The organism is Streptomyces sp. NBC_00299 (assembly GCF_036173045.1).
GTDB classification, from domain to species: domain Bacteria; phylum Actinomycetota; class Actinomycetes; order Streptomycetales; family Streptomycetaceae; genus Streptomyces; species Streptomyces machairae.
This window is the reverse complement of sequence record NZ_CP108039.1, coordinates 2,303,302-2,323,261: the sequence shown is the minus strand read 5'-3', so window position 1 is coordinate 2,323,261 and position 19,960 is coordinate 2,303,302. Positions and strand designations below refer to the sequence as shown.

At 70.3% G+C, this 19,960-nt stretch carries 17 protein-coding genes; 7 read left to right on the top strand and 10 right to left on the bottom strand.

From position 1 onward, the window contains the following. Window positions 1-160: 160 nt before the first annotated feature. From OHT51_RS10085 to OHT51_RS10070, 4 genes are all read left to right on the top strand, one after another. Complete coding sequence (locus OHT51_RS10085; protein WP_328878578.1) at window positions 161-952, top strand: ATP-binding cassette domain-containing protein; 792 nt, start codon at window positions 161-163, stop codon at window positions 950-952. Next, the gene (locus tag OHT51_RS10080; protein WP_328878577.1) at window positions 949-2,244 is read left to right on the top strand and encodes a sugar ABC transporter permease; all 1,296 of its coding nucleotides are present in this window, start codon (window positions 949-951) and stop codon (window positions 2,242-2,244) included. Before OHT51_RS10085 ends, OHT51_RS10080 begins: the two co-directional genes overlap by 4 nt. A gap of 184 nt (window positions 2,245-2,428) precedes the next feature. Then, entirely contained in the window at window positions 2,429-4,357 is a 1,929-nt protein-coding gene (dxs, locus tag OHT51_RS10075) for a 1-deoxy-D-xylulose-5-phosphate synthase (RefSeq protein WP_328878576.1), read from the top strand. Window positions 4,358-4,503: 146 nt separating this feature from the next. After that, on the top strand, window positions 4,504-6,027 hold the full coding sequence (locus OHT51_RS10070; protein WP_328878575.1) for an amino acid permease: 1,524 nt from the start codon (window positions 4,504-4,506) through the stop codon (window positions 6,025-6,027). Between the two features lie 39 nt (window positions 6,028-6,066). Here the strand turns inward: OHT51_RS10070 and OHT51_RS10065 are convergent, their stop codons facing one another. After that, window positions 6,067-6,426, bottom strand: coding sequence for an NTP pyrophosphohydrolase (locus OHT51_RS10065; RefSeq protein WP_328884293.1), 360 nt, complete (start codon window positions 6,424-6,426; stop codon window positions 6,067-6,069). An 85-nt stretch (window positions 6,427-6,511) separates the two neighbouring features. After that, window positions 6,512-7,417, bottom strand: a complete 906-nt coding sequence (locus OHT51_RS10060) for an NAD(P)-dependent oxidoreductase (protein WP_328878574.1) — start codon at window positions 7,415-7,417, stop codon at window positions 6,512-6,514. A 95-nt stretch (window positions 7,418-7,512) separates the two neighbouring features. Between OHT51_RS10060 and OHT51_RS10055 the strand changes: the two genes are divergently transcribed. After that, window positions 7,513-8,529, top strand: coding sequence for a hypothetical protein (locus tag OHT51_RS10055; RefSeq protein ID WP_328878573.1), 1,017 nt, complete (start codon window positions 7,513-7,515; stop codon window positions 8,527-8,529). Between the two features lie 139 nt (window positions 8,530-8,668). Here OHT51_RS10055 and OHT51_RS10050 read toward each other — a convergent pair whose 3' ends face one another. From OHT51_RS10050 to OHT51_RS10030, 5 genes are all read right to left on the bottom strand, one after another. Then, window positions 8,669-10,795 carry a 3-hydroxyacyl-CoA dehydrogenase NAD-binding domain-containing protein gene (locus OHT51_RS10050; RefSeq protein ID WP_328878572.1) on the bottom strand — a complete coding sequence of 709 codons (2,127 nt, stop codon included), beginning with the start codon at window positions 10,793-10,795 and terminating at the stop codon, window positions 8,669-8,671. Next, window positions 10,792-12,018, bottom strand: a complete 1,227-nt coding sequence (locus OHT51_RS10045; RefSeq protein ID WP_328878571.1) for a thiolase family protein — start codon at window positions 12,016-12,018, stop codon at window positions 10,792-10,794. Before OHT51_RS10045 ends, OHT51_RS10050 begins: the two co-directional genes overlap by 4 nt. A gap of 330 nt (window positions 12,019-12,348) precedes the next feature. Further along, window positions 12,349-13,629: a ribonuclease D gene (locus tag OHT51_RS10040; RefSeq protein ID WP_328878570.1), complete on the bottom strand. Its 1,281-nt coding sequence runs from the start codon at window positions 13,627-13,629 to the stop codon at window positions 12,349-12,351. Window positions 13,630-13,806: 177 nt separating this feature from the next. Further along, a complete protein-coding gene (locus tag OHT51_RS10035; protein ID WP_003997051.1) occupies window positions 13,807-14,469 on the bottom strand; it encodes a response regulator transcription factor in 663 nt (220 codons plus the stop codon). Between the two features lie 304 nt (window positions 14,470-14,773). Next, complete coding sequence (locus OHT51_RS10030; RefSeq protein ID WP_443052453.1) at window positions 14,774-15,451, bottom strand: DUF3000 domain-containing protein; 678 nt, start codon at window positions 15,449-15,451, stop codon at window positions 14,774-14,776. A gap of 104 nt (window positions 15,452-15,555) precedes the next feature. On the opposite strand from OHT51_RS10030, the gene hemE reads away from it, so the two are divergent. Then, the gene (gene hemE, locus OHT51_RS10025) at window positions 15,556-16,611 is read left to right on the top strand and encodes a uroporphyrinogen decarboxylase (RefSeq protein ID WP_328878568.1); all 1,056 of its coding nucleotides are present in this window, start codon (window positions 15,556-15,558) and stop codon (window positions 16,609-16,611) included. A 6-nt stretch (window positions 16,612-16,617) separates the two neighbouring features. Here hemE and OHT51_RS10020 read toward each other — a convergent pair whose 3' ends face one another. After that, the gene (locus tag OHT51_RS10020) at window positions 16,618-17,439 is read right to left on the bottom strand and encodes a rhomboid family intramembrane serine protease (protein WP_328878567.1); all 822 of its coding nucleotides are present in this window, start codon (window positions 17,437-17,439) and stop codon (window positions 16,618-16,620) included. A gap of 125 nt (window positions 17,440-17,564) precedes the next feature. On the opposite strand from OHT51_RS10020, the gene OHT51_RS10015 reads away from it, so the two are divergent. Next, window positions 17,565-17,897 (top strand): hypothetical protein, encoded by a 333-nt coding sequence (locus OHT51_RS10015; protein ID WP_328422104.1) that lies wholly within the window; start codon window positions 17,565-17,567, stop codon window positions 17,895-17,897. A gap of 172 nt (window positions 17,898-18,069) precedes the next feature. On the opposite strand, the gene OHT51_RS10010 is transcribed toward OHT51_RS10015, so the two are convergent. Beyond that, window positions 18,070-18,732: a response regulator transcription factor gene (locus tag OHT51_RS10010; RefSeq protein WP_328878566.1), complete on the bottom strand. Its 663-nt coding sequence runs from the start codon at window positions 18,730-18,732 to the stop codon at window positions 18,070-18,072. Further along, complete coding sequence (locus OHT51_RS10005; RefSeq protein WP_328878565.1) at window positions 18,707-19,879, bottom strand: sensor histidine kinase; 1,173 nt, start codon at window positions 19,877-19,879, stop codon at window positions 18,707-18,709. Before OHT51_RS10005 ends, OHT51_RS10010 begins: the two co-directional genes overlap by 26 nt. Window positions 19,880-19,960: the final 81 nt, after the last annotated feature.

Below are 19,960 nucleotides of genomic sequence, written 5' to 3'. Positions count from 1 at the left end.
GCACGGGGCACGACTGCTACAGACTCCTCCGGCGCCCCGCGCATCAGTCAGCCCCGCAAGCTCGGCGCGGGGCGCCGGACGGAACCCCCGCGGGTATCCCCCGCCCACCCACCCTGCATTTCTCTGCACAACCCTTCCGCCGGGTCAGGCGGCGAAGGAGATGGTTCACGTGTCCGCTACGCCCGTGCTGGCGTTGCGCGGGGTCTCCAAGCGGTTCGGTGCCGTTCAGGCGCTCACCGACGTAGAGCTTGAGGTCCACGCCGGTGAAGTGGTCGCCCTGGTGGGCGACAACGGTGCCGGAAAGTCCACGCTGGTCAAGACGATCGCCGGCGTGCACCCCATCGATGAGGGCGTCATCGAGTGGGACGGCAAGTCCGTCCAGATCAACCGGCCGCACGACGCCCAGAGCCTGGGCATCGCGACGGTCTACCAGGACCTCGCGCTGTGCGACAACATCGACGTCGTCGGCAACCTCTTCCTGGGCCGCGAACTGAAGAAGCGCGGCGTCCTCGACGAGGTCGAGATGGAGCGCCGCTCGCTGGAGCTGCTCCAGACGCTGTCGATCCGCATCCCCAGCGTGCGTATCCCGATCGCCTCGCTCTCCGGCGGTCAGCGCCAGACCGTGGCCATCGCGCGTTCCATGCTCGGCGAGCCCAAGCTGGTCATCCTCGACGAGCCCACCGCCGCCCTCGGCGTCGAGCAGACCGCACAGGTCCTCGACCTGGTCGAGCGGCTGCGTGAGCGCGGGCACGCCGTGATCCTCATCAGCCACAACATGGCCGATGTGAAGGCGGTCGCGGACAAGGTCGCCGTGCTGCGGCTCGGCCGCAACAACGGCGTCTTCGAGGTCAAGACGACCTCGCAGGAGGAGATCATCTCCGCCATCACCGGCGCCACCGAGAACGCCGTGACCCGCCGTGCGGCGCGCACGAACGGGGAGGTTTCCAAGTGAGCATCGACAAGACCTCCACGACGCCGCAGGACGAGCACCAGGTCCTCAACACCGAGGCCGCCGCGGCCGCGGTGACCGCCGTCGACCCCCGCCTGCTCGTGCAGGAGCAGGGTCTGGCCGGCTACCTCACCGAGTTCCGGCGCAAGCTGAAGGCCGGTGAGCTGGGCTCCCTGCCGGTCATCCTCGGCCTGGTCGCCATCTGCGTGATCTTCCAGAGCCTGAACTCGGCCTTCCTGTCCGCGCAGAACATCAGCGACATCACCGTCACGATGGTCGGCACGGGCATGATCTCCGTCGGCATCGTCTTCGTGCTGCTGCTCGGCGAGATCGACCTGTCCGTCGGCTCGGTCAGCGGCGCGTCCAGCGCCATCGCGGCCGTCCTCGCGGTGAACCAGGGCTGGCCCGAATGGGCGGCCGTGCTCATCGCCGTCGCGGCGGGCGCCGTCATCGGCGCGGCACACGGCTTCTTCTTCGCGGTGCTGGGCGCTCCCGCGTTCGCCGTCACGCTGGCCGGTCTGCTGTTCTGGCTCGGCTTCATGCTCCAGACACTGGGCGAGAACGGCACGATCAACCTCGACAGCGACGGTCTGATCGGCAAGCTGACGACGTACTTCTTCACGGACGTGGCGGCTGCGTACGGCCTGGCGGCCGTGGTGACCGCGGTGTTCTTCATCACCTCGTTCCTGGGCAACCGCCGCCGTCAGGCCGCGGGCATCCCGTTCCGCCCGATGAGCGACACGATCATGCGGACGGCACTGCTGGGCGTCGTCTCCTTCGCCGCGGCGGTCATGTACAACCAGTACAAGGGCCTGCCGCTGGCCACGGTGATCTTCCTGGTGTTCCTGGTGGGCACGGACTTCCTGCTGCGGCGTACCTCGTACGGCCGAAAGGTCTTCGCCCTCGGTGGCAGCGTCGAGGCCTCGCGTCGTGCGGGCATCAACGTCACCATGGTGCGGATCACCGTGTTCGCGATCTCGGGCGGGTTCGCCGCGATCGGCGGCCTGTTCCTGGCCTCGAAGATCGCCTCCGCCAACCAGAGCGCCGGTACCGGTGACCTGCTGATGAACGCCATCGCGGCGGCCGTCATCGGTGGTACGTCCCTGTTCGGTGGACGTGGCCGCACCTGGAACGCGCTGCTCGGTGTGCTGGTGATCGTCTCGATCCAGTACGGCCTGCAGCTGGAGTCCATCGCCGAGCCGGTGAAGTACATGATCACCGCCGGTGTGCTGCTCACGACGGTCGTGATCGACTCGATCACCCGTAAGACGCAGAAGACCGCGGGTCGCGCGTAGCACCTCGCGCACAGGTCCTGTGCCCGGCACCAATGGCGGTGCCGGGCACAGTCATGTCGTAGGAACGGCACAAATTGGGTACAGGCGATCGCGTGACCCGCGACGGGTGGGCCGGGAACCTTCCGCCTGAGCGGAACATTAGACTCGACAAGCCCGGCAACAGCTCTACTGCAAGGAGGCACGGGTGCCGCTGCTGACCCGCATCACGGGACCGCGCGATCTGGACCGGCTCAGCCCTGAGCAGCTGGACCAGCTGGCCGAGGAGATCCGGACCTTCCTCGTCGAGGCGGTTTCCAAGACCGGCGGCCACCTCGGCCCCAACCTCGGTGTGGTGGAGCTGACCATCGCCCTGCACCGGGTCTTCGACTCGCCCAAGGACAAGGTGCTCTGGGACACCGGCCACCAGTCCTACGTCCACAAGCTGCTCACCGGCCGTCAGGACTTCAGCCGGCTGAAGATGAAGGGCGGCCTGTCGGGCTACCCCTCGCAGGCCGAGTCCGAGCACGACGTCATCGAGAACAGCCACGCGTCCACGGTCCTCGGCTGGGCCGACGGCCTCGCCAAAGCGAACCAGCTGCGCAAACGCGACGACCACGTCGTCGCCGTCATCGGAGACGGCGCGCTGACCGGCGGTATGGCCTGGGAAGCGCTGAACAACATCGCCGAGGCCAAGGACCGCCCGCTCGTCATCGTCGTCAACGACAACGAGCGGTCGTACGCGCCCACCATCGGCGGTCTCGCGAACCACCTGGCGACGCTGCGGACGACCGACGGCTACGAGCGCTTCCTGACCCGCACCAAGGAGATCCTGGACCGCACCCCGGTCGTCGGCAGGCCCCTCTACGAGACCCTGCACGGGGCCAAGAAGGGCCTCAAGGACTTCATCGCGCCGCAGGGCATGTTCGAGGACCTCGGGCTGAAGTACGTCGGGCCGATCGACGGACACGACATCGAGGCGCTGGAGTCGGCCCTGGCGCGCGCCAAGCGCTTCGGCGGCCCGGTCATCGTGCACTGCCTCACCGAGAAGGGCCGCGGCTACCAGCCGGCCCTCCAGGACGAGGCCGACCGTTTCCACGGCATCGGTCCCATCCACCCCGACACCGGCCTGCCCATCAAGGCCTCGGGCGCCGACTGGACGTCGGTCTTCGGCGATGAGATGGTCCAGCTCGGCAAGGAGCGCGAGGACATCGTCGCTATCACGGCCGCGATGCTGCAGCCCGTCGGCCTCAAGAAGTTCGCGGACGCCTTCCCGGACCGCATCTACGACGTCGGCATCGCCGAGCAGCACGGTGCCGTGTCCGCGGCGGGCCTGGCCACGGGTGGCGTCCACCCCGTCTTCGCCGTCTACGCCACCTTCCTCAACCGCGCCTTCGACCAGGTCCTCATGGACGTCGCGCTGCACAAGTGCGGGGTCACCTTCGTGCTCGACCGGGCGGGCGTCACCGGCACCGACGGCGCCTCCCACAACGGCATGTGGGACATGTCGATCCTTCAGGTCGTGCCCGGCCTCAGGCTCGCCGCCCCGCGCGACGCCGACCAGGTGCGCGCGCAGCTGCGCGAGGCCGTCCAGGTCAAGGACGCGCCGACCGTGGTCCGCTTCTCCAAGGGCGCCGTCGGCCCCGCCGTCCCCGCCGTCGGCCGCGTCGGCGGCATGGACGTGCTGCGCGAGCCCGGCACCGACACCCCGGACGTGCTGCTCGTCTCCGTCGGCGCCCTCGCGCCGATGTGCCTGGAGATCGCCGGTCTGCTCGACAAGCAGGGCATCACCACCACCGTCGTCGACCCGCGCTGGGTCAAGCCCGTCGACGAGGCCATGGCCCCGCTCGCCGAGCGGCACCGCGTGGTCGTCACCGTCGAGGACAACTCCCGTGTCGGCGGCGTCGGCTCGGCGGTCGCGCAGGCCCTGCGTGACGCGGGCGTCGACGTCCCGCTGCGTGACTTCGGCATCCCGCCGCGCTTCCTCGACCACGCCTCCCGCGCCGAGGTCATGACCGAGATCGGCCTCACCGCGCCCGACATCGCCCGCCAGGTCACCGGGCTGGTCTCCAAGCTGGACGGCCGGTTCGACCGCACGGCGGCCGACGTCGACTCGGTGGAGCCCGCCCGGGACTGACAACACCGGTACGGCCGGATGGGCCGGTTCCGCCACTCGTGTCGGTGGCGGAACCGGCCCATCTGTGTGAATCCCCCCGCGTCGGGGCAGGCGTACCACGCCCCCTCTCGATCATGTCGAGGACGACAAGTGTGGGAGGTACGACCGTGAGCAGCACACTCTTCCGGACGAAGAGAGTAGAGCAGTCCATCCTCGATACCGAGGAGCCAGAGCACGCGCTCAAGAAGTCCTTGTCCGCGCTGGATCTGACCGTCTTCGGCGTCGGTGTCATCATCGGCACCGGCATCTTCGTCCTGACCGGCACCGTCGCCAAGGACAACGCCGGGCCCGCGGTGGCCCTGGCGTTCGTCGTGTCCGGTGTGGTCTGCGCGCTGGCCGCGCTCTGTTATGCCGAGTTCGCGTCCACGCTCCCGGTCGCCGGGTCGGCGTACACGTTCTCGTACGCCTCCCTCGGTGAACTGCCCGCCTGGATCATCGGCTGGGACCTGGTCCTGGAGTTCGCGCTCGGGACGGCGGTGGTGGCCGTCGGCTGGTCCGGCTACATCCAGTCGCTCATGGACAACGCGGGCTGGACGATGCCCGACGTCCTCGGCAGCCGGGAGGGCGCCGACGCCTTCGGCTTCGACATCCTCGCCGCCGCGCTCGTCCTCGTCCTGACCTTCATCCTCGTCCTCGGCATGAAGCTGTCCGCGCGGATCACGTCCCTGGTCGTCGCCATCAAGCTGGCCGTCGTCCTGACCGTGATCATCGCCGGCGCGTTCCTGATCGACGCCGACAACTACGACCCGTTCATCCCGAAGACCCAGACGGTGGAGGCCGCGAGCAATCTCGACGCCCCGCTGATTCAGCTCATGTTCGGCTGGGCCCCGTCCAACTTCGGCGTGATGGGCATCTTCACCGCCGCGTCCGTGGTGTTCTTCGCCTTCATCGGCTTCGACGTCGTGGCGACGGCGGCCGAGGAGACCAAGAACCCGCAGCGCGACATGCCGCGCGGCATCATCGGCTCACTCGTGATCTGCACCACGCTGTACGTCCTCGTGTCGATCGTCGTCACGGGCATGCAGCACTACAGCCGGCTGTCCGTGGACGCCCCGCTCGCCGACGCGTTCAAGGACACCGGGCATCCCTGGTTCGCGGGCTTCATCAGCTTCGGCGCCGCGGTCGGCCTGACGACGGTCTGCATGATCCTGCTCCTCGGCCAGACCCGTGTCTTCTTCGCGATGAGCCGGGACGGACTGCTGCCCCGCTTCTTCTCGCACGTCCACCCCCGGTTCAAGACGCCGCACCGGCCGACGATCCTGCTCGGCGTGATCATCGCGGTCCTGGCCGGCTTCACCCCGCTGACCGAACTCGCCGCGCTGGTGAACATCGGCACGCTGTTCGCCTTCGTGGTCGTGGCGATCGGCGTGATCATCCTCCGCAAGACCCGCCCCGACCTGCACCGGTCCTTCCGCACCCCGTGGGTGCCGTTCCTCCCGATCCTGTCGGTGCTGGCCTCGCTGTGGCTGATGATCAACCTGCCTGCCGAGACATGGGTCCGGTTCGCCATCTGGATGGCCATCGGCTCGGTCATGTACTTCCTCTACGGCCGTTCCCACAGCCGCCTCGGACGGAACGAGGAGACGACCGTGGCCGAAGTGGGCAAGAGGGAGCCCGGGGACACCGCATAGGCGGAACCGACGGCTGCAAGGGCCGCGTACGGCAGCCGGCTACGGCCGGACCGTGCGCGGCCCTGCCACGTCCGCCCCCAACTCGGACACCCGCCGCCGCAGTTCCCGGTCCGCGGTCACCACAAGGACGGGCCGTCCGTCCGCCCGCGCGACCAGCTCGACCATGTGGTCGTCGCCGCTCCCGGCGGCGGACTCCACCCGCACCCCCGGCACGCTCTCCACGCCCCGGGCGGCCCCCTCGACCACGAGCACGATCTCAACGGGCCCCGCACGCCCCGGCACTCCGTCCGCCGCCAACCGGTCCCGCAGCCGCTCCGCGGCCCCCCGCCGGTCCCGCCACCATCCGTCGGGCACCGACCCGACGACGTTCGCGGCGTCGACGATCACGAGCAGGGGCATGTCGTCGGACGGGGGGACGTCTTCAGCCGGGGGGACGCCGTCAGGCGGGGGGACGTCGGCAGTCATGGGGCAAGGGTCGCACGGCTCACTCCGAGGTCTTGTCCGCTTCGAAGTCCTCCGCGAAGCTCGCGAAGTACGCCGCCGCCATGTCCTCGTCCCCGTGCCCCTGTGCAGCGGCCCGCTCGAACCGCTCCGCGCTCGCCGCGGCCACATCCAGGCGTACGCCGTGCCGCTCGCCCGCCGCCACGATGAGCCGCGCGTCCTTCGCCGCCGTGGACACCGCGAACTGGGCCGGGGTCAGCCCGCCGTTCAGCACCAGGCCCGTCTTGGCCCGCAGATACCCCATGTCGAGCGGACCCCCGTCGATCACCTCGAAGAACCGCTGCGGATCCACATCGAGCGCCTTGGACAGCGCCAGCACCTCACTGGCCGCGTTCGTCACCGCGAGCACCCAGCTGTTGGCGACCAGCTTCAGCCGTGTCGCAGTACCGGCCGCGCCGTCCTCGCCGGTCCATACCGTACGGGCGCCGACGGCGTCGAACACCGGCGTCACCGTCTCGCGCCCCTTGACGGGCCCGGCCGCCAGCACGGTGAGCTGACCGGCCTCGGCCGGCTGGCGGGTGCCGAGCACCGGGGCGTCGTAGAAGACCAGGTCGTGCTCGCGGGCGAAGGCGGCCAGGTCGGCGATCCCCTCGATGCCGGCGGTCGTCGACTGCACCCAGACGGCACCTGAGCGCAGTGCGGGCGCCGCGTCCCGCATGACGTCCAGCGTCGCGGGACCGTCGTACAGCATGGTCAGGACGACGTCGGCGTCCCGGACCGCCTCGGCGGGGGTGTCGGTGACGAGGACGCCGTCGGCGGCCAGGGGCTCGGCCTTGGGGCGGGTGCGGTTCCAGGCGCGGACGGTGTGCCCCGCCTTGACCAGGTTGCGGGCCATCGCGGCGCCCATGATTCCGGTGCCCAGGACGCTCACGGTGAGCTTGTCGGTCATGACGTCGACTTCCTGTTCTCGTGCGGACGTTGCTGTGATCCAGCTTGCCCGGGGCCGGGGCACGCCGTCCGCATGCCCCCGAATAGAGTGAACCGGTGAACGGCGACTGGCTCATCCGCGGCCGCGACGGCCGCCTCAGTGTCTATCTGCCGACCGACGACGCCGTCCTGTGCCGGGCGGAACTCGGACCCGGCGGCCCCTGGGAACCCGCGCGTCGGGTCGGCGGCGAGCAGAAGCTGCGCCCCGGCCCCGCGGTCGGCCAGGGCGCCGACCGCTACGCCCATCTGGCCGCCTGGCGTCCCACCAAGCCGGGCGAGGCGGGCCTGGTGCACTCCACGCACTTCCGCCCGCGCCTCGCGGCCCTGGACTGGATCCCCATCGGTCACCCGAACCGGACCGGCGACCGCACGGGCATGCCCGCCGTCACGGTCGACGCGCAAGGGCGGTGCCATGTCTTCGTCCGCAACAAGGCGGGCGGAGTGAGCATGCTCGGGCAGAAGGCGGTCGGCGGCTGGGGCCCGTGGCGTGACCTCAAGGGGCGTGAGGTCGACGAGCGGCTGGCCGCCGTGACGGGGGAGTCCGGGCTCGTCGAGCTGTACGCGGCAGTACCCGGAGCCATCCTGCACTGGCGGCAGGAGAGTCCGGGCGCCGTCCCGGCCTTGGAGGAGGCGATGGAGACCCCGGTACGCCCCGGCACGCTCCGCGCCCTCGCGACCTCCGCCGAGCACACCACCCTCTTCTACGCGGACGACTCCGGCGACCTGTGCGCCTGGCGCCCCGGCACCAAGCCGGTCACCCTGCTTGCGTCCGCGGGCCCCGGCGCGGTCTCCGTGATCCGCTGCGAACTCGACGGCCACGACTGCACGTTGCTCGCCCAGCGCTCGGCGAGCGGGCGCGTCGCCTTCGCCGCGTATCCGACGGAGCAGGAGTCGGCGGGGGCGTGGTGGACGGAGTCCGGACCGCAGCTCGCGGCGGACGCGGTGGTGGCGCTGGCGCTGGACGAGGACGAGCGGGTCGTGGCGGCCACGATGTCCCCGTCGACCGGGCAGCTGCTGATGACCCGACGCAAGGAGGAGCCGGGGCTGGCGCTGGAGGCCTGGCGAGAGGTCTGACTCCCCGGGAGTTCCGGCCCGCGCCGCTCACGCGAACGACTCCCACTCACGCAACAGGCCCTCCACCCACGCGAAGGACCCCCACCGACGCGAAAGGGCCCCTGCCTGAGCAGGGGCCCTTACTGGCGTACGAGTCGTGTTACGCCGGAACCGACGCCACGCCCGGCGCCAGGAACTTCTTGCCGTTCACGCGCTCGGAGACACCCTCGCGGTCCAGGTACGGCGTGATGCCGCCCAGGTGGAAGGGCCACCCGGCGCCCGTGATCAGGCACAGGTCGATGTCCTGGGCCTCGGCGACGACGCCCTCGTCGAGCATGAGCCCGATCTCCTGGGCGACGGCGTCGAGGACGCGCTCGCGGACCTGCTCCTCGGTGAGGACGGTGTCGCCCTGCTTCAGCAGCGCGGCGACCTCCGGGTCCAGCTCCGGCTTCCCGCTGTCGTACACGTAGAAGCCGCGCTTGCCCGCCTTGACGACGGCCGCGAGGTTCGGGGAGACCGTGAAGCGGTCGGGGAAGGACCGGTTGAGGGTCTCGGAGACGTGCAGACCGATCGCGGGACCGACCAGCTCCAGCAGCACCAGCGGGGACATCGGCAGGCCGAGCGGCTCGATGGCCTTCTCGGCGACCTCGACCGGGGTGCCCTCGTCGATGACGTTCTGGATCTCGCCCATGAAGCGGGTGAGGATGCGGTTCACGACGAACGCCGGGGCGTCCTTCGTCAGGACCGCGGTCTTCTTCAGCTTCTTGGCGACGGCGAAGGCCGTGGCCAGGGAGGCGTCGTCCGTCTTCTCGCCGCGGACGATCTCGAGCAGAGGCAGGACCGCGACCGGGTTGAAGAAGTGGAAGCCGACGACCCGCTCGGGGTTCTTCAGCTTCGACGCCATCTCGGAGACCGAGAGCGACGAGGTGTTGGTGGCGAAGATCGCGTGCGCCGGGGCGACCGCCTCGACCTCCGCGAACACCTGCTGCTTGACGCCGATCTCCTCGAACACGGCCTCGATGATGAAGTCCGCGTCCGCGAAGCCCTCGGCCTTGTCCAGCACACCGCTGACCAGGGCCTTGAGGCGGTTGGCCTTGTCCTGGTTGATACGGCCCTTGCCGAGCAGCTTCTCGATCTCGGCGTGGACGTAGCCCACACCCTTGTCGACGCGCTCCTGGTCGATGTCCGTGAGGACGACCGGGACCTCCAGGCGGCGCAGGAAGAGCAGCGCCAGCTGCGAGGCCATCAGGCCCGCGCCGACCACACCGACCTTGGTGACCGGGCGCGCCAGGTTCTTGTCCGGGGCGCCGGCCGGGCGCTTGCCGCGCTTCTGCACCAGGTTGAAGGCGTAGATGCCGGAGCGCAGTTCGCCACCCATGATCAGGTCGGCGAGCGCCTTGTCCTCGGCGTCGTAGCCCTGCTGGAGGTCGCCGTTCTTGGCGGCGGCGATGATGTCGAGGGCGCGGTAGGCGGCCGGAGCGGCCCCGTGCACCTTGGAGTCCGCGATGAAACGGCCCTTGGCGACGGCCTGGTCCCAGGCCTCACCGCGGTCGATCACCGGACGCTCGACCTCGACGTCGCCCTTCACCACCTGGGCGGTCCAGATCAGCGACTGCTCCAGGAAGTCGGCGCCCTCGAAGATGGCGTCGGCGATGCCCAGGTCGAAGACCTGCTGGCCCTTGAGCTGCTTGTTCTGGTTGAGGCTGTTCTCGATGATCACCGAGACGGCCTTCTCGGCGCCGATCAGGTTCGGCAGGATCGTGCAGCCGCCCCAGCCGGGAACCAGGCCGAGGAAGACCTCGGGGAGCGAGAAGGCCGGGAGCGCCTTGGAGACGGTCCGGTACTTGCAGTGCAGACCGACCTCGACGCCACCGCCCATCGCGGCGCCGTTGTAGTACGCGAAGGTCGGGACGGCGATACCGGCGAGGCGCTTGAAGACCTCGTGGCCGCCCTTGCCGATGGCGAGCGCGTCCTTGTGCTCCTTGAGGAGCTCGACGCCCTTGAGGTCGGCGCCGACGGCGAAGATGAACGGCTTGCCGGTGATGCCGACGCCGACGATGTCGCCGGCCGCGGCCTCCGCCTCGACCTGGTCGATGGCGATGTCCAGGTTGGCCAGCGACTGCGGGCCGAAGGTGGTCGGCTTGGTGTGGTCGAAGCCGTTGTCCAGCGTGATGAGCGCGAAGCGCCCGGCGCCGAACGGCAGGTCGAGGTGGCGTACGTGCGCGGACGTCACGACCTCGTCGGGGAACAGCTCGGCCGCTCCCTTGAGAAGCTCAGCGGTGCTCACTTGTCGCCTCCGGCGTCCTTGTGGTGCGGGTTCTCCCAGATCACCGTGGCGCCCATGCCGAAGCCGACGCACATGGTGGTGAGGCCGTAGCGGACCTCCGGCTGCTCCTCGAACTGGCGGGCCAGCTGCGTCATCAGACGGACGCCGGAGGAGGCGAGCGGGTGGCCGTAGGCGATGGCGCCGCCGTACTGGTTGACGCGCGCGTCGTCGTCGGCGATGCCGTAGTGCTCCAGGAAGGCGAGCACCTGGACGGCGAAGGCCTCGTTGATCTCGAAGAGGTTGATGTCATCGATCGACAGGCCGGCCTTGGCGAGGGCCTTCTCGGTCGCCGGGATCGGGCCGTAGCCCATGACCTCGGGCTCGACGCCCGCGAAGGCGTACGAGACCAGGCGCATCTTCACCGGCAGGTTGTTCTCGCGGGCGAAGTCCTCGCTCGCGATGATCGAGGCGGTGGCGCCGTCGTTCAGACCGGCCGCGTTACCGGCGGTGACCCGGCCGTGGACGCGGAACGGCGTCTTGAGGCCGGACAGGCTCTCCAGGGTCGTACCCGGACGCATCGGCTCGTCGGCGGTGACCAGGCCCCAGCCCGTCTCACCGGCCTCGGCGTTGGTCCGGCGCACGGAGACCGGCACCAGGTCCTGCTGGATCTTGCCGTTGGCGTACGCCTTGGCGGCCTTCTCCTGCGAACGCACCGCGTACTCGTCGGCGCGCTGCTTGGTGATCGTCGGGTAGCGGTCGTGCAGGTTCTCGGCGGTCATGCCCATGAACAGCGCCGACTCGTCGACCAGCTTCTCGCTGACGAAGCGCGGGTTGGGGTCCACGCCCTCGCCCATCGGGTGGCGGCCCATGTGCTCGACACCACCGGCGATGACGGCGTCGTAGGCACCGAAGGCGATCGAACCGGCGACGGACGTCACGGCGGTCAGGGCGCCGGCGCACATGCGGTCGATGGAGTAGCCGGGCACCGACTGCGGGAGGCCCGCGAGGATGCCGGCCGTGCGGCCGAGGGTGAGGCCCTGGTCACCGATCTGCGTGGTCGCGGCGATGGCGACCTCGTCGATCTCCTTCGGGTCGAGACCGGGGTTGCGGCGCAGCAGCTCCCGGATCGCCTTCACGACGAGGTCGTCGGCGCGGGTCTCGTGGTAGATGCCCTTCGGGCCCGCCTTGCCGAACGGGGTGCGGACGCCGTCGACGAAGACGACGTCCCTGACGGTACGAGGCACGATGGCTCTCCTCCAGAGGTGCGGGATCTGCACTGCTGCGCTGCGCAAGCGCTGAGCGCGCGCTCAGGCTCATGCTACTTATGAGTAACGTAGCTGCACAGTCCTGGAGGGGGGAGCGGCGAAGGTCACATCGCGGGGTGGGTGCCGAGGTTCATTCAGGGGCCCCCTGCGAGGCGGCCCGGCTGGACGGCGCAGGCGCCGAGGATCTTGGCGTGATCTCGATGTCGCTGTTCCGCTTGAAGGGCCCGTTCGGCGCCCACCGGGAAGCGATCTCGGCAGGAGCGGTGCTGGTGATCCTGCCGATGCTGATCGTCTTCCGGCGAGGCGCCGCTAGGCGGACAAGGCGGCAACCAACACCGGCGTGACCTGCTCGACCTGCCAGGCCCGAGCCCCGTAACCGGCCAGCGCCTCCGCGACCGACTCGGCGTCGACGACCTTCGGCGGCTCCCAGCAGACCCGCCGCACGGTGTCCGGAGTGATCAGGTTCTCCTGCGGCATGCTGAGCTGCTCGGCCAGCGCGGACACGGCGGCCCGAGCCGCGGAGAGCCGAGCCGCGGCAGCAGGGTCCTTGTCGGCCCAGGCACGGGGCGGCGGCGGCCCCGTGACGGGCTGCCCCGGCACCGGCAACTGCGACTCGGTCAAAGCCTTCGCACGATCGACGGCGGCCTGCCACTGCTCCAGCTGCCGCCGCCCCATGCGATGCCCGAACCCGTTCAGCGCGGTGAGGGCGTGCACATTGGCCGGCGGGGAAAGCGCGGCCTCCACGATGGCCGCGTCCGACAGCACCTTGCCCGGCGACACGTCCCGCTTCTGGGCGATACGGTCACGCGTCTCCCACAGCTCCCGCACGACGCCCAGCTGCCGACGCCGCCGCACCTTGTGCATCCCGGACGTCCGCCGCCACGGATCCTTGCGCGGCTCCGCAGGCGGCGCTGTCGCGATCGCCTCGAACTCCTGCCGCGCCCACTCCAGCTTCCCCTGCCGGTCCAGCTCCTTCTCCAGCGCGTCGCGCAGATCCACGAGGAGCTCGACATCCAGCGCCGCATAGCGCAGCCACGGCTCGGGCAGCGGCCGCGTCGACCAGTCGACGGCCGAGTGACCCTTCTCCAGGACGAACCCGAGCACGCCCTCGACCATCGCACCGAGGCCGACTCTCGGGAAACCGGCCAGCCGCCCGGCCAGCTCGGTGTCGAAGAGCAGGGTCGGCACCATGCCTATCTCGCGCAGACAGGGCAGATCCTGGGTGGCCGCGTGCAGCACCCACTCGACGCCGGACAGCGCCTCGCCGAGTCCCGACAGATCGGGACAGGCCACGGGGTCGATCAGCGCCGACCCCGCGCCCGCGCGGCGCAGCTGCACGAGATAGGCGCGCTGGCCGTACCGGTATCCGGACGCGCGTTCGGCGTCGACGGCCACGGGGCCCGAGCCGGCGCCGAAGGCGGCGATCACTTCAGCGAGCGCGGCCTCGTCGGCGATCACGGGCGGAATGCCCTCGCGGGGCTCCAGCAAAGGGATCGGCGCCTCCGTAACAGAAGACCCGTTGTCTTCCGGAGGGGCGCCTCCGGTGGTTCGCAGTGAACTGTCTGCTGCGGTCTCTTGGGCGTCGGTCACATGTCAAGGGTATCTGTGTATGGACAGCGCCCGCCGACGGAACGTTCCGTCGGCGGGCGCCTGAGGGTCGTAAACCAGTCAGCCACGTGAAGGTTCCGGTCCACGACAGATGAGGGACGCGGGCGGGATCAGCGGCCGATCCCGTTCACGTCAGTGAATGATCAAGCGTTCATGGATTCAGTGGATGATGCCCGTCCGCAGGGCCACGGCGACCATTCCGGCGCGGTCACCGGTGCCGAGCTTGCGGGCGATGCGGGCGAGGTGGCTCTTGACGGTCAGGGCGGACAGGCCCATCGAGACGCCGATTGCCTTGTTCGACTGGCCCTCCGCCACCAGCCGCAGCACCTCGACCTCGCGACCGGACAGCTCGCGGTAGCCGCCCGGGTGGCTCGGGGCGCCCGGGTGGCGACGGTGCATACGGGCGGCGGCGGCGCCGATGGGGGCGGCACCGGGCCGGGTGGGGAGCCCGACGTTGGTGCGGGTGCCGGTGACGACGTAACCCTTCACGCCGCCGGCGAGGGCGTTGCGAACGGCGCCGATGTCGTCGGCGGCGGAGAGGGCGAGGCCGTTGGGCCAACCCGCGGCACGGGTCTCGGACAGGAGGGTGAGGCCGGATCCGTCGGGCAGGTGGACGTCGGCGACGCAGATGTCGCGGGGGTTGCCGATGCGGGGACGAGCCTCCGCGATGGACGAGGCCTCGATGACGTCGCGTACGCCGAGTGCCCAGAGATGACGGGTGACGGTGGAGCGGACGCGGGGATCGGCCACGACCACCATGGCGGTCGGCTTGTTCGGGCGGTAGGCGACCAGGCTTGCGGGCTGCTCAAGGAGAACGGACACCAGGCCTCCTGGGTGCGGGGACGGCTTTCAAGGTCACAGTCGTCTTCGGCACCAAACCCGTGGCCCTTTAGAGAAAGATCACGATTTAGTGAGTAACAATCGGGGCAATTCAGACACACGGTCGATCGACTGGCGCGGAAATCGGCTCGATCGAGGACGGTTCCTGACCGAAAGTGGCCGTATCGACAAAGTGACGGTCAAGTCGGTGGCGGTCACCGTGCGTGGCGGGCACAACGAGGAGCCGTCACGGCAAGTGACGGCTACGGAGTCAGTGTCGGTTATGTGTTGAGGGGGTGAGAGGCGGTCAGCGGGACTGCGGGTCCCGCCGCTGCGGCAGCGTCACCACCGACGCGTCGCCCGGACCCGCCGGAGGCAGCCCCGCGACCTGGGCGAGCAGATCGCACCAGGACGTCAGGTGGGCCGCGGTGTCCGGAACACCGCCCAGGCCTTCGCGTGGCGTCCAGGAGGCACGGATCTCGATCTGCGAGGACGCCGGGCGCTCGGACAGGCCGCCGAAGTAGTGGGAGCCCGCCCGTGTGACGGTGCCGCTCGGTTCGCCGTACGACAGCCCGCGCGCCTGGAGCGCGCCGGTCAGCCAGGACCAGCACACGTCGGGCAGCAGCGGGTCGACGGCCATCTCCGGCTCCAGCTCCGCCCGCACCAGGGTCACCAGCCGGAAGGTGCCCCGCCAGGCGTCGTGACCCGCCGGGTCGTGCAGCAGCACCAGCCGGCCGTCGGCCAGGTCGTGGTCGCCGTCGACGACGGTGGCCTCCAGCGCGTACGCGTACGGAGCCAGGCGCTGGGGCGCCTTGGTCTGCTCGACTTCGATCTGCGGCCGCAACCGACTGCTGCGCAGGGCGTCGACCGCGGCGCGGAACGCCGGTGGAGCCGTACTGCTCGAATGCCGGTCCGCCTCCCCTTTGTCCCTCGCCTCATCCATTCCGCCACTGCCGTCCGACAGTCTTCCCTGAGCCGCAGCCATGCCGGGAAGATTAAGGGGAACCGGGGCTTCGTGCAGGGAGGGACACCCGGACAACACGGCAACCCCAGCGCCGGCCCTGTTGCGGCCGTGCGAGACTTGCCCCCGTGAGTGCCAACCAGACGCCGCCGACCGCCACGTACGATTCCGCCTTCCTCAAGGCGTGCAGGCGCGAGCCCGTGCCGCACACGCCCGTGTGGTTCATGCGGCAGGCCGGGCGCTCCCTGCCGGAGTACCGCAAGGTCCGCGAGGGCATCGGGATGCTCGACTCCTGCATGCGGCCGGAGCTGGTCACCGAGATCACCCTGCAGCCCGTACGCAGGCACAACGTGGACGCGGCGATCTACTTCAGCGACATCGTCGTCCCGCTCAAGGCCATCGGCATCGACCTCGACATCAAGCCCGGCATCGGCCCGGTCGTCGAGCGCCCCATCCGCACCCGCGCCGACCTTGCCCAGCTGCGTGACCTGACCCCCGAGGACGTCTCGTACGTCACCGAGGCCGTCGGCCTGCTCACCCGCGAGCTCGGGGCCACTCCGCTCATCGGATTCGCGGGCGCGCCTTTCACCCTTGCGAGTTACCTCGTCGAGGGCGGTCCGTCCCGCACGTACGAGAACGCCAAGGCGATGATGTACGGCGACCCGGAGCTCTGGGCCGACCTGCTCGACCGCCTCGCGGACATCACGGCCGCGTTCCTCAAGGTGCAGATCGAGGCCGGCGCCTCCGCGGTCCAGCTGTTCGACTCGTGGGCCGGCGCGCTCGCCCCCGCCGACTACGTGCGCTCGGTGATGCCCGCCTCCTCGAAGGTCTTCAAGGCCGTCGAGTCCTACGGCGTCCCGCGTATCCACTTCGGTGTGGGCACCGGTGAGCTGCTGAAGCTCATGGGCGAGGCCGGCGCGGACGTCGTCGGTGTCGACTGGCGCGTCCCGCTCGACGAGGCCGCCCGCCGCGTCGGTCCCGGCAAGGCGCTCCAGGGCAACCTGGACCCGACGGTCCTGTTCGCCGGCACCGAGGCCGTCGAGGCCAAGACCCGCGAGGTCCTCGACACGGCCGCCGGTCTGGAGGGCCACGTCTTCAACCTCGGCCACGGCGTCATGCCGTCCACGGATCCGGACGCGCTGACCCGCCTCGTCGAGTACGTCCACAAGCAGACGGCTCGCTGACGGCGCTCACCACGTGTGGGGCCGCGCTCTCCTGCCGAACAGCAGGCCGCGCGGCTCCGGCGGCGGCGGTGTCCCCGGCTTGAGCGGCCACGCGAGCGCCATGCCGGCCAGGAAGCCGACGATGTGCGCCGCATAAGCCACGGTGCCCGCGTCGGAGACGCCGTCGCCGTTCGAGTACACCGCCTGCAGCACGAACCAGAACCCGAGCACCAGCCAGGCGGGCAGCCGTAGCGGCAGGAAGATCAGGAACGGCACGAGGACCCACACTCTGGCCTTCGGATACAGCACCAGATAGGCGCCCAGTACGCCCGCGATGGCTCCGGAGGCGCCGATCAGCGGTTCGGCGGAGTCGTCGTTGAGGAGCGCGAAGCCGTACGACGCCGCGTATCCGCAGACGACGTAGAAGAGGAAGTACCGCACGTGGCCCATGCGGTCCTCGATGTTGTTGCCGAAGATCAGCAGGAACAGCATGTTGCCCAGCAGGTGCAGCCAGCCACCGTGCAGGAACATCGCCGTGAAGACCGACAGGGCGGGGGACTTGTCGTAGCCGGGCGGGCCGATCACACAGCCCGGGCCCCGGGGGCCGACGGCGACCTCGCCGGTCGGCACCACTCCCGGCAGCTGACCGTGGATCAACTCCCTCGGCACCGCCGCGTACTGGTCCAGGAACGCGTGCAGATGGCACAGCTGGGACAGGCTGCTCTCGCCGGCCACGGTGCCCGCCGTGCCGGGCGTGGACAGGAAGACGAGGACGTTCGCGGCGATCAGTGCGTATGTCACCCAGGGGGTGCGGCGCACCGGGTTCACGTCATGGACGGGGATGACCACGAGGTGTATCTGCCCCCGATGTCTGCCACGAATCGGTGAACGGGCCCGTCGTCGCGCGCGTATGTGTCGGCAACCGCCCGCGGCACGGGGAAGGCGGGTCGCGGGGTCTACGTGAGGAACAGGCGATGAACGACCGAGTTACTCCTCCGATTCACGCGTTGCCCGACGGGGAGGCCGAGATCGCGGTGGTGGTGCGGCTGCCGTGGGAAGACGTTGCTCGGCTGGGGCAGGAGGCCGGCCGCCTCGCTTCGCAGATGCAGCGGCCGGTGACGCTGGACGAGGCCGTCAGCCATCGGCTGCGGTCGGTTCGGCCGGGGGCCGCGCATGCGAAGCCGGCGGGGGAGCAGCCCGCTGCCGCGATGCCGCCGAGTGTGAGCGCGTCCGTGTCGTCGTTGCCGTCGCGGCCGCCGGCTGAGCAGGCTCGGCAGGCCATTGAGCGGATCAACGGATCCGCCTAGGGCGCGTATCGAGTCGTGATCATCGGGTGGTCCAGGTGAGGTCTTTGATCCAGATCATCGAGGCGTGCAGGTGGAGACTGGCGAGGTAGCTGTCGGGAGTCTTGTCGTATCGGGTGTCTCACCTGCACTGATGTCCGGGCGGGGACTCATGGGCCATGACCCGGCACCCGGCTCAGGTTCCGGGGAGGATACGGCGCGTTTCGTAGGCCCACATCGCGATCTCGACCCGGTTGCGGGCGCCGAGTTTGGCCATCAGGCTGGCCAGATGCGTCTTCACCGTGCTGAGGCTGATGTGCAGTGCATCGGCGATCTCGGTGTTGGTCAGCCCGCGAGAGACGGCGAGGAGCACCTGCTCCTCGCGGGCGGTGACGGGGGAGACCGGCTGGGCCACGGGCCGGCCGGCGGGCAGGTCCGCGAATGTCTGGAGCAGACGGACGGTGACGCTGGGCGCGATGAGCGCCTCACCGTCGGACGCCGACCGTACGGCCTGCGCCAGAAGGTCCGGTCCCGTGTCCTTGAGGAGGAATCCGCGGGCGCCGGCACGCAGTGAGCCGTAGACGTACTCGTCGAGGTCGAACGTGGTGATGACGACCACGGCCAGCGGGTCGGCGACGCCCGGGCCGGCGACCAGCCGGGTGGCCTCGAGCCCGTCGATCACGGGCATGCGGATGTCGAACAGGCAGACGTCGGGGCGCAGTTCGCGGGCCAGACGTACCGCCTCCTGTCCGTCGGCGGCCTCGCCGACCACCTCGATGCCGGGCTGGGCGTTCAGCATGATCCGCAACCCGGTGCGGATGATCGTCTGGTCGTCAGCGACGAGGACGCGAATGGACACCGCTCTCGCTCCTCGCTCTCGGCAGTTCGGCTTCGACATGCCAGCCCCGGTCGGTACCCGGGCCGACTCGTAGTGTGCCGCCGAGCAGGGTCGCGCGCTCGCGCAGTCCGGTAAGTCCGTATCCGTCGCGACCCCGGCCGGTGCGCCGGCCGTTGTCGCGCACGCTCACCCGTACCGTGTACCGTTCCGCGGCGACCCGAACGACGAGCTCGGTCGCGTCGACCGCATGGCGCAGCGCGTTGGTCACCGACTCCTGCACGATCCGGTAGACGGCCGCGTCCACGGCCGGGGGCAGCGCGTCCAGTTCGCCGTCGAGCCCCAGGTCGACCCTGAGGCGACCACCCGGGGTGCGCACCAGGCGCTCCAGGTCCGCGACTCCGGCAGGGGGCGCCAGCTCGGCGCCGACCCCGCGGTCGCGCAGCGCGGCGACCATGGCGCGCATTTCCTCCAGCGTGCGCGCCCCTTCCTCCTCGACCCCCTCCAGCGCCTTGACGGCGGCGGACGGGTCGGTGCCCGCGAGCACCCGGCCCGCCTGGGCGATGATCACCATGGCCGACACGTGGTGGGCCACCGTGTCGTGCAGTTCCCGGGCGAGCTGCTCGCGCTCGCGGGAGCGCACCTGCTCCACCTGCCGCTCGCGAGCGGTCACCCGGAACCGCACGGCAGCCCCGACCACGCCGGGCAGCAGCAGGAAGACGAAGCCCACGACATTTTCGACGACCGGGGTCTCGTCCGTGACGGAACACAGCGCGCTGGCCGCGAGGATCACCGCGCCGCCCAGCACGATCTCGCGTCCCGATCCCCACCGGGGCAGCGCGTACACCAGCACGAGCACGACCGCGCCGGTGTACAGGCCGACGGGCTCGCGCGGTGCGGCGACGAGCCAGGCCACCTGAAGCAGGATCACCGAGCCGAACGCCAGCGTCACCATCGCCAGCGGGCGGGTCCGGCGCCACAGGGGCAGCAGGCACAGCCATACGGCGAACACCACCGCCACCGGCCGCCACACGACGTTCTCGCGCATGGTGGCCTCCAGGGCCACACCGGCAAGGCCCGCGGCGAGCAGCGCCCAGTCCCGCCGCACCCGGGCGGGCGCGTCGGGCGGCCGGGGTTCGGTCCACAGGGTTCGCAGGTCGTCTCGGAGCACGGTTCTCAGCCTAGGGACCGCGGCGTGCCGCGCATCGGCCGAAAGGACGGGGCGTCACTCCGACTTGGGGCCGACGGATCC